This window comes from Nocardia sp. CA-084685 (genome assembly GCF_050955785.1).
Lineage (GTDB): Bacteria > Actinomycetota > Actinomycetes > Mycobacteriales > Mycobacteriaceae > Nocardia.
The window spans coordinates 7610206-7622538 of record NZ_CP192094.1 but is presented as its reverse complement, the minus strand read 5'-3'; the positions used below and the strand labels follow the sequence as shown (position 1 = coordinate 7622538).

General features: G+C 65.8%; 15 protein-coding genes. 7 read left to right on the top strand and 8 right to left on the bottom strand.

What is annotated here, in order from left to right; translation table 11 throughout:
- Positions 1-8: 8 nt before the first annotated feature.
- Positions 9-563 carry a PadR family transcriptional regulator gene (locus tag ACQP2U_RS33965; RefSeq protein ID WP_397035478.1) on the top strand — a complete coding sequence of 185 codons (555 nt, stop codon included), beginning with the start codon at positions 9-11 and terminating at the stop codon, positions 561-563.
- On the opposite strand, the gene ACQP2U_RS33960 is transcribed toward ACQP2U_RS33965, so the two are convergent.
- Both ACQP2U_RS33960 and ACQP2U_RS33955 read right to left on the bottom strand, forming a co-directional pair.
- Complete coding sequence (locus ACQP2U_RS33960; protein WP_433711234.1) at positions 564-1217, bottom strand: VC0807 family protein; 654 nt, start codon at positions 1215-1217, stop codon at positions 564-566.
- A 109-nt stretch (positions 1218-1326) separates the two neighbouring features.
- On the bottom strand, positions 1327-2652 hold the full coding sequence (locus ACQP2U_RS33955; protein WP_433711232.1) for a lipase family protein: 1326 nt from the start codon (positions 2650-2652) through the stop codon (positions 1327-1329).
- 327 nt (positions 2653-2979) lie between these two features.
- On the opposite strand from ACQP2U_RS33955, the gene ACQP2U_RS33950 reads away from it, so the two are divergent.
- On the top strand, positions 2980-4221 hold the full coding sequence (locus ACQP2U_RS33950) for a PucR family transcriptional regulator (protein ID WP_433711231.1): 1242 nt from the start codon (positions 2980-2982) through the stop codon (positions 4219-4221).
- A 95-nt stretch (positions 4222-4316) separates the two neighbouring features.
- Positions 4317-4778 carry a DUF2231 domain-containing protein gene (locus ACQP2U_RS33945; protein WP_433711230.1) on the top strand — a complete coding sequence of 154 codons (462 nt, stop codon included), beginning with the start codon at positions 4317-4319 and terminating at the stop codon, positions 4776-4778.
- Between the two features lie 243 nt (positions 4779-5021).
- On the opposite strand, the gene ACQP2U_RS33940 is transcribed toward ACQP2U_RS33945, so the two are convergent.
- Together ACQP2U_RS33940 and ACQP2U_RS33935 are read right to left on the bottom strand one after the other, a co-directional pair.
- Positions 5022-5684 (bottom strand): response regulator, encoded by a 663-nt coding sequence (locus ACQP2U_RS33940; protein ID WP_433711229.1) that lies wholly within the window; start codon positions 5682-5684, stop codon positions 5022-5024.
- Entirely contained in the window at positions 5681-6844 is a 1164-nt protein-coding gene (locus tag ACQP2U_RS33935) for a sensor histidine kinase (protein WP_433711228.1), read from the bottom strand. The genes ACQP2U_RS33940 and ACQP2U_RS33935 overlap by 4 nt, the downstream gene beginning before the upstream one ends.
- A 211-nt stretch (positions 6845-7055) precedes the next feature.
- Between ACQP2U_RS33935 and ACQP2U_RS33930 the strand changes: the two genes are divergently transcribed.
- A complete protein-coding gene (locus ACQP2U_RS33930; protein ID WP_433711227.1) occupies positions 7056-7958 on the top strand; it encodes a sterol desaturase family protein in 903 nt (300 codons plus the stop codon).
- Positions 7959-7993: 35 nt separating this feature from the next.
- Here ACQP2U_RS33930 and ACQP2U_RS33925 read toward each other — a convergent pair whose 3' ends face one another.
- On the bottom strand, positions 7994-8800 hold the full coding sequence (locus ACQP2U_RS33925; protein ID WP_433711226.1) for a nuclear transport factor 2 family protein: 807 nt from the start codon (positions 8798-8800) through the stop codon (positions 7994-7996).
- Positions 8801-8827: 27 nt separating this feature from the next.
- Here ACQP2U_RS33925 and ACQP2U_RS33920 point away from each other — a divergent pair, with 27 nt between their 5' ends.
- Complete coding sequence (locus ACQP2U_RS33920; RefSeq protein ID WP_433711225.1) at positions 8828-9304, top strand: thioesterase II family protein; 477 nt, start codon at positions 8828-8830, stop codon at positions 9302-9304.
- A 57-nt stretch (positions 9305-9361) separates the two neighbouring features.
- The gene (locus ACQP2U_RS33915) at positions 9362-9745 is read left to right on the top strand and encodes a hypothetical protein (RefSeq protein WP_433711224.1); all 384 of its coding nucleotides are present in this window, start codon (positions 9362-9364) and stop codon (positions 9743-9745) included.
- On the opposite strand, the gene ACQP2U_RS33910 is transcribed toward ACQP2U_RS33915, so the two are convergent.
- Together ACQP2U_RS33910 and ACQP2U_RS33905 are read right to left on the bottom strand one after the other, a co-directional pair.
- Complete coding sequence (locus ACQP2U_RS33910; RefSeq protein WP_433711223.1) at positions 9735-9950, bottom strand: hypothetical protein; 216 nt, start codon at positions 9948-9950, stop codon at positions 9735-9737. The genes ACQP2U_RS33915 and ACQP2U_RS33910 overlap by 11 nt on opposite strands.
- Positions 9951-10001: 51 nt before the next feature.
- The gene (locus tag ACQP2U_RS33905) at positions 10002-10202 is read right to left on the bottom strand and encodes a hypothetical protein (protein ID WP_433711221.1); all 201 of its coding nucleotides are present in this window, start codon (positions 10200-10202) and stop codon (positions 10002-10004) included.
- Positions 10203-10472: 270 nt separating this feature from the next.
- Between ACQP2U_RS33905 and ACQP2U_RS33900 the strand changes: the two genes are divergently transcribed.
- Positions 10473-11621: an alpha-hydroxy-acid oxidizing protein gene (locus ACQP2U_RS33900; protein ID WP_433711220.1), complete on the top strand. Its 1149-nt coding sequence runs from the start codon at positions 10473-10475 to the stop codon at positions 11619-11621.
- Between the two features lie 2 nt (positions 11622-11623).
- Here ACQP2U_RS33900 and ACQP2U_RS33895 read toward each other — a convergent pair whose 3' ends face one another.
- Complete coding sequence (locus ACQP2U_RS33895) at positions 11624-12247, bottom strand: TetR/AcrR family transcriptional regulator (RefSeq protein WP_433711219.1); 624 nt, start codon at positions 12245-12247, stop codon at positions 11624-11626.
- Positions 12248-12333: the final 86 nt, after the last annotated feature.

Sequence of the window (12333 nt, the reverse complement as noted above, 5' to 3'; positions counted from 1 at the left end):
GAGGAGGCATGGCGGATCTCGGGCCGCAGGACCACATCGTGCTCGGGCTCATCGCCCGGCACGGACCCCTCACGCCCTACGAGTTGAAGGCCAGGCTCGAGGAGAGTGTCGACTACTTCTGGCCCGTGCCGCACGCCCAGCTGTATCGGATTCCCGTGCGCTTGGCCGAGCAGGGGTTGCTCGAAGAGGAGGCCGAGCAGGGCGGGCGGCGGCGTCGACTCTTCCATCTGACTGATGCGGGTCGGGCCGAATTGAAGCGCTGGCTCGCCGATCCGCAGAGTCCGCCCGCCGAGACCCGCGACCCGGCACAGCTCAAGCTCTTCTTCGCGGATCTCGGCGCTCCTGGCGATGTGGTCGCCCTGGCGAATAGCGAGGCAGGAGAACACCGTCGGCTGCTCGAGTCGTATCGATCGCTGTACGCCGATATCGACCCGAGCGACAAGGTGCGCGCGGTATCCCGTGCGCGCATCCTGCGGCTCGGCATCCTGCACGAACAGGCCTATGTCGAGTTCTGGGAAGATCTCGCCGCCGACCCCGAATACCGGGACCGGCGGCGCACGTAGTCAGCCGCGGCGGGCGCGCTTGACGAAACGGACACTGAGTGCGATCAGCGGGGTGAAGAAGATCATCGACAGGACCGGCGAAAGCCAGGCCATGGTGTGTATGGGCAGTTGGTAGGCCAGCAGGATGCGGACGGCGGCTTCGGCGACGAGGCCGACGCCCCAGGCCATCGCCAGGGTGTTGAAGCCGCGGCGCTTGGCCGGGTTCGCTCGGTAGGACGCCTCGAATTCGGCGAGCGCGACCGGTCCGGTGGCCGCGAGTGCCTTGCGTGCGGACAGGTAGGTCAGCGGTTTACCGGCCAAGGTGCTGATCAGGAAGGCGATGCCGACGATCGCGGTGCCCGCGGAATCCTTGACGATCATCATCCGGGGGTCGCCGCTGATCAGCGAACCGAGCAGACCGAAGGCGAAGACGCCGAGCATGATCGCGGCGAACGGTTCGAGGCGCCGCGTTCGGATCGTCTCGGTGAGCAGCACCGCAGCCGAGAACAGGGTGCCGGCGAGCAGGCCGGTGAAGTCGCTGTAGCCGAGGCCGGTCAGCAGGAAGTACGCGCCGATGGGCACCGCGATATCGCGGGCGATCGGGGCGAGTACGCGGATCGGGTTGAAGCGCGGCGCCGCGGTCGGCTCCGCCTCGGACGGTGCGATGGTCGTCATTACGGGTGCTCCTGGCTGGTGAAATCTGCTGTGCACTACGTGAAATGACGTTACGGCTCGGCGGTGGGCGACAAATCTGCCAACCATCACGGGTCCGGCATGACAACTGTCATGCCCGACGGAATTGCCGGATCGGTCTGCCCGCGAGCATGCGCACGAAGAGTGCGGCAAAACGCAAGTGGCTCAGTGCCTCTCGCCTAGTGAAGGCAACCGACCACACCGTTCTCGTGCCCGCCGCGGGCAGTGGGCGGTTGTCGAATCGATCCGCCACCCAGTTCATGGTGGCCGGTGCGCCGATGAACAGCAGCGGCAAATGCAGGCTGAGGCGGTCGCGCAGATAGCGGACGTGCGCGCCCCGGACCGTATAGCGGGCAACGTGTCGATCGATATCGTCGACGGCGATGAGCTCGTCATTGATGCCCTGGATGACGAGCAACGGCATGACCGGCGCCTGCACGCCGGGACGGATCTCGGCCATGATCTGCTGCAAGCCGGGTTCGGCGAGCAGATCGGCGAAGGTGCGGTGGCTGTAGTCGTCGACGTTTTTGCCCATCAACCGGAACAGCAGATGCAGTGTGGTCCGCGTTTCGGCATCGGTGAGCAGATCGAAGAATTCGGACTTCACCTGGGCGCGCAGGATACGATCCAGATCCGCGTAGGCCCGGCGCAATCCGGCCACGCACACCGTCGCGAAACCCGCGAAGAAGGTGCCGTTCAACCGCGCGAAGGCCGAACCGGGATCGCCGACCGGTGAGCCGGCGACCGCGCCGACGATATCGAGTTCCGGTGCGTATTCGGCAGCCAGTTCCGCGGTCCACGCCGTGGCGAGGCCGCCGCCCGAATAACCCCACAGCGCAATGGGAGTCGCCTCGCTCAGGCCGAGTGGTGCGAAGCGCAGGCTCGCACGGATGGCGTCGAGGGATCGGTAACCGGGTTCGCGCGGCACCCCGAAATGTCCGGCCAGCCCGCCGTGGTCGGGCACCGAGATCGCCCAGCCGCGGGCCAGTGCATAGGCGATGACGGGCAGTTCGACCTGCGGAATCGAGCCGAGTGCCCGCGCGCCGCGCCGCAATGCGTACGAGGGCAGACATTTCGAGCTGACGCCGTCGATGGCGCATTGGAACGAGACCAGCGGCCGTGGTTCGCGCGGGTCGGCACCCCATGGCAGTAGCACCGTGGTCACCGCCGCCTCGGCGGTGCCGTGCAGGTTGCTGGTGCGGTACAGCAGTTGCCACGCCGAAAACTTCAGTGGCACACGGCCGAACAGGGCGAGCTCGACCTCGCGTGTCCGCAGGATGGTGCCGCGGGCGAAGCGTGCGAATCCGGCGGGCGGACGATAGAACCGATCCAGTTCCGGTTGCAGTGGTCGAGTCGAACGATACAGTTCGGCAACCGGGTGCGCCGATTCCCATCCGGCGTCGGCCTGCACGCTCATTCCGCAACATCCTTTCGAAGGCGCACCGGCACGGTGTTCTATTTGAAATGACGCCGGAATACCGATACTCAACGTAGCAATTCGGGGGTGGAAAAATAATTGTCCCGAAACACAATTGAGCCGGGTGTTTTTCTCCGACGCGCGGTGTTGACGGTGACCGTCGTCACCCGGTACCACGGTGGAATGCGCAGGTGGGCAGGGTCATGTCGAGCTGGCCTGTCACTGCACGCGGAAGAGAAGAATCCACGGAAATTTTGTCTTCGGAGACAAAAACCGGGCGGTTGCGAGATTTATCGGAAAATGGTTTCGTTGGGTAACGTGCAAGTCATGCCCGTGGTCCTACCCCCGTTGTCCGGAGACGCACCGATTATCGCCCGACTGGTTCGTCGGTTACCCGAAATCGCCGAACGCATGCTCGAGGCGGGCTTCGGGTCGACACCTCCGACCGCGGGTCTGCCGGATGGACATTTCACCGCCGAGGTGCTGCCCGCGATCGCCGGATGCGGACAGGCCTTCCTGCGTGCGATCCAGGAGCAGCGGGTCTTCACCGGAACAGAGGTGATCGAATTCGTCGGTCCGGTGGCCGAGCGGCATGCCGAGGACCGAATTCCATTGGGGCTGTTGATGCATGCGGTACACGGTTCCGGTCAGGTGATCGTGCAGGAGGCAGCGGCGGTGGCCACGCCGGAGGACATGCCCGATCTGATCGCCTTCGGTGCTCGCCTGCTCGATCTGCTGCGCGATATCAATGTCGCCGTGGTGGAGGCCTATACCGATGTGGAGCAGTCGATCTACCACGCCGAACGCGAGGCGCGCCGGGCGCTGTGTTCGGCGCTGTTGCGTGGCCAGTCCGCGGAGGAACTGGCGGCACGCGCGGATGTCGTTCTCGCGGAGCGGTATACGGTGCTCGCCATTCATATCCGTCCGGACGACCACCCGATCGTGGTCGCCGATCTGCTCACCCGCCGCCGAATCCGGGTGTTGCAGCGGGCATTGGACGGGATTGCCGGAACCAAGGCCTTGAGCACATTCGACGGCACGATCGGAATTGCGCTGCTGCCCAGTGGGTCTGATTCCAAGGAGTACGAGCGGCTGGCCGCAGAACTCACCGAACAGTTCGGGGTCGATGTCTTCCTCGCCGAACGTCGCGCGGTCGAGCGGAATCTGCTGCCCCATGCGGTGCAGGAGGCGACCGATCTGGCCGAACTGGCCCGCCTGCTCAACCGGCCCAGCGGGCTGTACGACCTGGATGATCTGCTGCTCGAGTACCAGTTGACCCGGCCGGGTCCGGCCCGGGACCGGCTTGCCGACCGTATTGGCCCGCTGCTGTTGCGCCCGCACCTGTTCGAGGCGCTGGAGGCGCATCTGCGGCACGGGTCCGATCGCAAGGCAGCCGCGGCGGAGGTGCACGTGCATCCGAACACCTTCAGCTATCGGCTCAAGCGTATCGCCGAGCTCACCGGTATTGATCCGAGCGAGCCCAATGGTTCGCGGTTACTGGCGGCGGCGCTCACGGTGCATCGGTTCTATCCGGTGGGTGAGGCCGCGGAGGTCATCGAGGGGGACTGATTGGCGGGATGAACCGTGTACCGCCCTGATCCGTGAGGTGAGGCAGATACTTGGTCCGCAACAGCTGCGGCGGCCACGAACTCCGGGAGTGCCTCATGTCGACGATCAACGGGTTACCCGCGCACGTGCTGCTGGTGCACCTCATCGTGGTCTTCGTTCCGCTGACCGCGGCACTGCTCATCTTGTCGGCGGTCTGGCCCGCGGCTCGTCGGCGGCTGATCTGGCTGGTCACCGGGTTCGCCGCGATCACTGTCGCGCTGACCCCGGTGACGACCGAGGCGGGGGAGTGGCTTCAGCACAGGCTCGGCGGATCCCCCGCCATCGATGAGCACGCGGATCTCGGCGACACGATGATCTACTTCGTGGTGCCGCTGTTGCTCGTAGCGGCATTGCTCATCGTCGTCCACCTGCGCGACGAGCGTGGACGTCCGGTGCGGCGCGTGGTCACTGTGCTGGCGGCGGTATTGGCGATCGCCGCAGGCGGTGCGGCGACCACGCAGGTGTACCGCGTCGGAGATTCGGGCTCACATGCTGTGTGGGGTGCCCAAGCGCCGTAGTGCCATGGTGGGAACCGCATGGCTGTGCGGCTACGGCTTCAGCTCCTGAGCGAATTCCTCACGTCCAGGGCCGGATTCGACCGTTGGACGACCGGCCCGGCGAAAATATCTGACCAGACGCGATGCACGGTGTCCCCCAACTCCAACTCGCATCGGTCTGGGTGTCGCCGACGAAGCCCAACGGCTGGGGAGTATCGCGCAAAGGCTATCGCTGGTGCGAGCGGGTGCTGGGATATGCGGCGGCTAGTGGCTGTGGGGAGGGACGAGGCCGTGTTTGTGGGCGTACACGACAGCGTGGATGCGGTCGCGCACACCGAGTTTCGCGAGTACTCGGGATACGTGTGTTTTGACCGTCTCTTCTCCGACGCCCAGTGCCGCGGCGATCTCGGCATTGCTGCGCGCATCGGCCAGTAGCAGCAATACTTCTCGCTCCCGGGCGGTCAACTGCTCCACCTCGGATGGGCTGTCCGGTGGGGCGAGCGTGCCAGCGAACCGCGATATCAACCGTCGCGTCATCGACGGGTCGATCAGGGCATCACCACGGGCCGCGATTCGGATGGCGGCCACCAGCTCCTCCGGCGGCAGGCTTTTCAGTAGGAATCCGCTGGCACCGGCCTGCAGTGCGCGGTAGAGGTTGGCGTCGCTGTCGTAGGTGGTGAGTACGAGGACGCGAGTGCCGCCCGCAGCGACAATCGCCGCGGTGGCCGCGAGTCCGTCCAGCTTCGGCATGCGGACATCCACAATCGCGACATCCGGGCGCAACCGGGCGGTTTCGGTGATGGCACAGCGGCCGTCAGCGACCTCGGCGACGCATTCGAGATCAGTCTGACTGTCCACCACCGCGCGCAGTCCGGAACGGAACATGCTGTGGTCATCGGCGATCAATACGCGGACCGGTGCGTTCACGAACCTCCGATCGGCAGGGAAACCCTGGTGTGCCAATGGTTTTGCGCATCGTTCGGACCGAATCGCAGTTCACCGCCGAACAACTCGGCACGTTGGCGAATCCCGCTGATCCCACGGTGCGCCGCCGTATCGCCCACCTCGGCGGTCTCGGCGAGCGGGTTGATCGACTCCAGCACCACGCGGTTGGGCTGATAGTCCACGACCAGTTGCGCGTGCGCGCCGTCGCCGTGGCGCAGCGCATTGGTCAGCATCTCCTGCACGATGCGATAAAGGGTCAGGTTCAGCGAATCCGGCAGCGCGACCGCCGTACCTCGCACGGTGAAATCGACGGCGAGACCGGCCGCGCGTACCCGCTCCAGCAGATCCTCGATATCGGCGAGCCCGGGCTGTCGCTGGCCGTCCTCCTCGCGTCCGTGTAGCAGATCGAGTTGACGGCGCAGATCGACCATGGCCGCGCGGCTACTCGATTCCACCGCGGTCAGCGATCGGGTGGCGGCGGCATTCCCGGTGTCGGCCATGGCGATGCGCGCCGCGCCGGCATGGATGCCGATGGCGCTGACGTGATGGGAGATCACATCGTGCAGATCCCTGGCAATGGCGGCGCGTTCCTCGGCGACGGCGCGGGCGAGTGCGCTGCGCTGCTCCTGTTCGCGCAACTTGGCCTGCTGCTCCAGATCGGCGATATACGCGCCCCGCGCCGCGGTATACCGGCCGACCAGCCAAGGCACCACACCGGCCGACACCGTCGAGGCCAGCAGCAACCGCCAATCATGTGAGGTATTGCTGCTGATCAGCAGATGCGCGCTGGCGAAGCCCGCACTCATCGCGATAACGGTCAGCACCGATTCGGGACCGACCATCCAGGCGCCCGCCCGATATCCCGCCACCAGGAATCCGACATCGGCGAAGCGCGCGGCGAAGCCGTGCCGGTGCAGCATCATGGCCTCGGCCAGGCGCAGCGCCACCTGGATCAAGGCCACCACACCGGCGGTGCGCGGCGGCGCGGCCAATGCCAGATCGGCCGCGACGATGGCGATCAGCACCGCGGTGGTCTGCCACGGGGCCACCGCGAAGATCCCGTTCAACGTCAACATCGCGGCATCGACCGCCGCGGCCGCGACGGCGACCACCAGCGATTGGCGGGCCAGCGATCTGCTCACATCCAACAGTTCGCACCACCTTCGCACCGTCCGGGTCGAGCCGTCCGCGGGCGATCCTACCCAGCGTTCGTCCATATTCCGCGAAACTCTGCCTGGGCGACAGCCGCGGCGCATCCCCCGCCCGGGGGACGGCAAATCCCTCGTCAGCGCGATGTTTCCCCAGGCCAGCGCCCGTAACGTGGCGGTGGAGCAGCACAGCGGAGGAGCCATTGTGATCGGTGCGCAGTTATTCATCTACGCCTTACCGGCGTTCGCCGTACTCATGTTCGTGGAGTGGATCGATTATCGCCGCGATCCGGATCGTCCGGCCAACGGTCACTCCGGACGGGATATGGCCTCCAATATCACCACCTACCTGCTCGGCCGATTCCTGAAGCCGGTGTTGCAGTATCTGATTCCCTTCTCGGCGGTGGTGGTCGCGGCCGCCATCACTCCGCTGCACCTTTCGCCGACCACATGGTGGGTGTGGGTGCTCGGGCTGGTGATCACCGACTTCTGCTACTACTGGGCCCATCGCGCCGACCATCGGGTCCGGCTGCTGTGGACCGCGCACAGCGTGCACCACTCCAGTCAGTACTTCAATCTGTCGACGGCCATCCGCCTGCCGTGGGTGCATCCGGCCGCCACTGTTGTGCGCGGATTCGCCTGGGTGCCGGCGGCTTTGATCGGGCTACCGGCGTGGATGATCTTCCTGCTGCAGACCATCGGGCTGCTCTACCAGTTCCCGATCCACACCCAGCGCATCCGCACCCTGCCGCGCCCGATCGAATTCCTGTTCAACACCCCGGCACACCACCGCATTCACCACGGTTCGAATCAGCCCTATATCGATAGGAATTACGGCGGCGTCTTCATCATCTGGGACCGGCTCTTCGGCAGCTTCGCCGCGGAGAGCGAACCCATTCGCTACGGCCTCACCAAGAACATCGGCACCGACAACCCGCTGAAGGTCAATTATCACGAACTCGGCGCGCTGATCAGTGATGTGCGCCATGCGAATACGTGGCGCGGGCGCCTCGGCTACATCTTCGGGCCGCCCGGTTGGACCGAAGCCGCGCCGGTCGATCCGACGGTCATCCCAGCCGCAGCGCGCGAGGGATCGGTCGCCGCTTAGCTTTCGCGGTGTCTGACCGTCGCCGCGAACCAGGTCTAGATCGAGTGAATGAATATGCGGATGGCGGTGATTCGTCGACTGTCCGGGGCGAACTCGACAAAGGCGACACCCTGGGCGGCATCGAGCTGGACGCTGGCACTCACCGTGCGTCCAGCCGCGATCAGCTTGCCCCACTGCATATTTCGAGAACGATTGGTGAATTCCTCCAGCGAGATTCTGGTTCCGGCCGGGAGTTCGATGACCGTGCGCTCGCTGAGTAGACGACGAACCCGCGAGATGTCCGTGGCGGCTGCGGCCGAGAATATCTGGGCCGCAACGCGTTTGCCCGACCGGCCGATACCGCTCAGCGCCTGCACCATGCCGAGCATGCCATCGAAGCCCTGATTGGCGATCAGCTGCGGGCCCAATTTCAGTGCGGCGCCGAGTCCGGGCAGTCCGGTGCGCAGAAGCTGCACGATCATCGCGGCCAACTCCCAATGGGCGGCCAGCCGGGTGATCTTCCAGACGCCGTCCTCCTCGACGAGGTCGTAGCGCAGATGCATGGGCACCGCGACGGTGGCGCCGGTCGACATGGTGGTGCGGATCAGCAGGTCGCGGACTACGGTCGACGGGCCCACGAAGTCGTGGTCGACCTGGAAGGCGATGGTATTGGGGCCGATGAAGGTGTCGTAGAACCGTTCGATCGCGGCGCGGCCGATATGCGGGCGAGAACCGACCGGATCGTTGACGGTCGCCTCGGCGGTGAACAGTTCGACCCAGGCCACCTTGTCATGAGCCGTCACCGCACGCGGTGACGCCTGGACGGCCGCGATCAGGTCCTCGGCAGTGGAATCCAGCGGCATGGCAGTTCCTCCTAGCTACTGCGTCTCATGGTAGAACATGTTCTAATTTCGGCGCGGCGGGGTCGGTGCGCCGCTGGACCGGCGACACCATCCCCGGATCAGCCGGCGCCCGTCTCGACCACTCTCGCCGTCATGGATACCGGGCGGCGTCGATGTCGCCTTGATCAGCGCCTGGTACGGGCGGGAGGGCGTGCTGATCTCCCATCACGAGGTTCGTCGCCGAAGCCGGTGGCGGCCTGGTCGCCGTGCTCTACGAAAGTTGCGGGTGCGCAGGCGTACCGAACCGTGGAGACCTATCGGCCCGAGCCGGGCGCGCGCGTGGGCTGCCCGCTGACGGTACTGGTCGGCGACCGCGATCCTCGGGTGAGCCGGGTCGAGGCCGAGGCCTGGCAGTCGCATACCTCAGGCGCCTTCGAGCTGCGGCAATTTCCCGGCGGGCACTTCTACCTGTGGGATCGGCTGCCAGAGGTCGCGGCCGCGGTCCAGCGGGAGCTACCGGTCTAGCGTTGGCGCCGCGGCTGCACCGAGCACCGGGCCGCGTTGCATGGCACGCTGGCGCCCGTGTCTGAATCGCCGAATCGCACAGGGCAGGGTCGCGTCGCGTCGGTACTGCGTTTTGCGACCGAGCTCATCGCCTGGATCGCGACGCCATGGGCGCTGGCCGGGCATTCGATTGTGCTGGCGGTGTTTTCGGTGGTTGCACTGATCGGGCTGCCCACCGTGTTCGCTACGCCGGGTGACAAGAAGCAGGTGCTCGTCGCCGTACCAGGGTGGGGCACTATCGCGCTGGTAGTTCTGCAACTGGTCGCGGCGGTCGTCGCGGCGTGGGCGGTCTGGCCGGTGTGGCTCGCAGTTCCGGTCAGTGTGTTGGCGGTGCTCACCGTGCTCATGGAGTTGCCGCGCTGGCGCTGGCTGTGGCGTGCCGGCGGTCTCGTCATCCAGTGATGGTCGCGCGGACGAAATTGTGGTCCGACAGGCCGTCGACTGCCACGACCGTCGTGTCCCGCGCGGTCGTGCCGCGCACGATCACATGGTCGATGAACTGCGGTTCGGTGCCTGATGCGCGCGGACGGGTCGGTGCGGAGGCCGGTGGCAGCTCGGCGATGGTGAGATATCGGAGCGCCAGTTCTCCGCGTGCACGCGGTGACATTCCAACTGGCCACGGTGAGCACAGCTCACGATGCTAGTGCGACTATCGAGGCTAGAATTCACCGCTGGTCGCCGGATCGGCCAGCGCCCCCTCCGCGGTTCGTAGTCGGTCGGTGAGTGCGGTGAGTAGGTCCATGGACTCGGTGGATAGGCCGAGCGCCAGTTGTACCAAGCGGTGTAGTGGACGGCTCTTGATCTGATCGGCCACCAGAAGGTCGTGGTCACCAGGTCTATCGAGGTAGTCGGGATTCACGGCGCGGTTCTCACAATCTGTCAGCTGCTCGGTGGATTACCCGTCGCTCCAGCGGTTAGTCGCGCTACAGCAGGTACGGCCGTCGGACCTCGATGCGCAGGTCATCCGGTGCGAACACTACGAGACTGTGACGCACATCGCACAGAGTCCTCGGCTGTGCCGTGGTCGAATGTTTCGCGGTTCGTCCGGCGTTGATCATGGACATTAGCGTCTAATATCCCGGCAAGCGGAGGCCACCCCTCCGATCGACCCCTACCGAAGGGCAGAACAGTGGCGTTCGGCGACTATCAGAACGAGATCTACTTCGCCGCCCTCGGCGGGCATGTGCCCGAGTTCCCGATGGATTTCGCGACGCTCGAGGCAAAGGGCTCGGCCGCACTGCCGGCAACGCTGCACTCCTACATCGCGGGCGGAGCCGGCGACGAGTTGACCCAGCGGCGCAACGTCGAGGCATTCGAGGACTGGGGTGTAGTGCCGCGGATGCTCGTCGGTGCGACCGAGCGCGATCTGTCGGTACACGCCTGGGGGCTCACCTTTCCCAGCCCGATCTTCATGTCCCCGGTCGGTGTGATCGGCTTGGTCGGCGATAAGCACGGTGATTTCGCGGTCGCCGAGGCGGCGGCGAAAACCGGTGTGCCAGCGGTCTTCTCGACGCTCATGGCGGATCCGCTGGAGCAGGTCATCGCGCACGCGGGTGCGACGCCGAGCTTCTTCCAGCTGTACACACCGAAGAATCGCGACCTGGCGGCGAGTCTGGTGAGCCGGGCCGAGGCGGCCGGATATCGCGGCATCACGGTCACGTTGGACACCTGGATTCCGGGCTGGCGGCCACGTGACCTGTCGAGCGGGAACTTTCCACAGTTGCGCGGGCACGTGCTGAAGAACTACACCTGCGATCCTGTTTTCCAGAAGATGGTCGGCTCGGACGATCCACAGTCCATCGTGCTGCACTGGGTGCAGACCTTCGGCAATTCGCTGACCTGGAACGATCTCGAGTGGCTTCGGTCGCTGACCGAGTTGCCGATCGTCCTCAAGGGCATTTGCCATCCCGATGACGCGCGCCGCGCGATCGATGCGGGCATCGACGGCATCTACTGCTCGAATCACGGTGGGCGCCAAGCCAATGGCGGTCTGAGCGCACTGGAGACGCTGCCCGGCGTGGTCGAAGCCGTCGCCGACCGGGTGCCGGTGCTTTTCGACTCCGGCGTGCGGTCGGGCACCGATGTGATCAAGGCGCTCGGACTGGGTGCGACGATGGTCGGCATCGGCCGTCCGTATGTGTACGGCCTTGCGCTGGGCGGGGTTTCGGGTCTGGTGCACGTATTGCGGATGATCCTGGCGGAGGCGGATCTGCTCATGGCGGTGAACGGCTATCCGGATGTCGCCGCGGTGCGCGAGAATATCCGGTCGCGGCGCTGAATCTACGATGTCATCAGGCTGATCAGGAATCGGGTAAGCACCTCGGTGATCCCGGCGAGGTCGGTCTGCTCGTCACCGGTGCTCCACTGGTGTACCAGCGCGAGTAGTGCGCCGAAGTATCCGATCACGGCGGTGTGGAAGCCACCTGGCGGCTCGAAATCGGGTCCGAGCGTTCGACGCATCTGGTCCTCGAAGAAGTCCATCCACAGCGCCCGCTGCTCCAGCCTGCGCTGCTCGACGCGTTCACCGACCCCGACGACCTCGACATGCGCGATCCGGGCCAGGCGCGGGTCACGTCCGATCGATTCCGCGTAAGCCCGCACCGCCGCCTGCGCCAAGCCGACCGCGTCACCCGTTGCCGCCATGGCGGCGGTGACCGCCTGCCTGGCCTCGGTCTGGATCCGGTCGTACACCGCGATCAACAGATCCTCGCGGTTGCCGAAATGCTCATAGAACTGGCTGCGCGCCAATCCGGCCGCCCGGCACAGCGCGGTAATCGAGCTGTTCTGGTAGCCGCTCTCCCCGAATACCTCGACTCCGGCGGCCAGAAATTGCTCCCGCCGTCGCGCACGGCGGGCGGCGACGGGCCGTCCGTCGTACATCCGCGATGGGGAGCCAGCAGGCATCCGAGGACCATACCGGTCCTACCGAGCGGTGTGCGTCGCACGCGCGGTGCCACTACCGTGGGTCGGCGAGTCCGGACCCCGATCGC

Coding starts and splice junctions, on each gene's coding strand:
- ACQP2U_RS33965 (WP_397035478.1), top strand. CDS start 9: ATGGCGGATCTCGGGCCGCAGGACCACATCGTGCTCGGGCTCATCGCC.
- ACQP2U_RS33960 (WP_433711234.1), bottom strand. CDS start 1,217: ATGACGACCATCGCACCGTCCGAGGCGGAGCCGACCGCGGCGCCGCGC.
- ACQP2U_RS33955 (WP_433711232.1), bottom strand. CDS start 2,652: ATGAGCGTGCAGGCCGACGCCGGATGGGAATCGGCGCACCCGGTTGCC.
- ACQP2U_RS33950 (WP_433711231.1), top strand. CDS start 2,980: ATGCCCGTGGTCCTACCCCCGTTGTCCGGAGACGCACCGATTATCGCC.
- ACQP2U_RS33945 (WP_433711230.1), top strand. CDS start 4,317: ATGTCGACGATCAACGGGTTACCCGCGCACGTGCTGCTGGTGCACCTC.
- ACQP2U_RS33925 (WP_433711226.1), bottom strand. CDS start 8,800: ATGCCGCTGGATTCCACTGCCGAGGACCTGATCGCGGCCGTCCAGGCG.
- ACQP2U_RS33920 (WP_433711225.1), top strand. CDS start 8,828: ATGGTAGAACATGTTCTAATTTCGGCGCGGCGGGGTCGGTGCGCCGCT.
- ACQP2U_RS33910 (WP_433711223.1), bottom strand. CDS start 9,950: ATGTCACCGCGTGCACGCGGAGAACTGGCGCTCCGATATCTCACCATC.
- ACQP2U_RS33895 (WP_433711219.1), bottom strand. CDS start 12,247: ATGCCTGCTGGCTCCCCATCGCGGATGTACGACGGACGGCCCGTCGCC.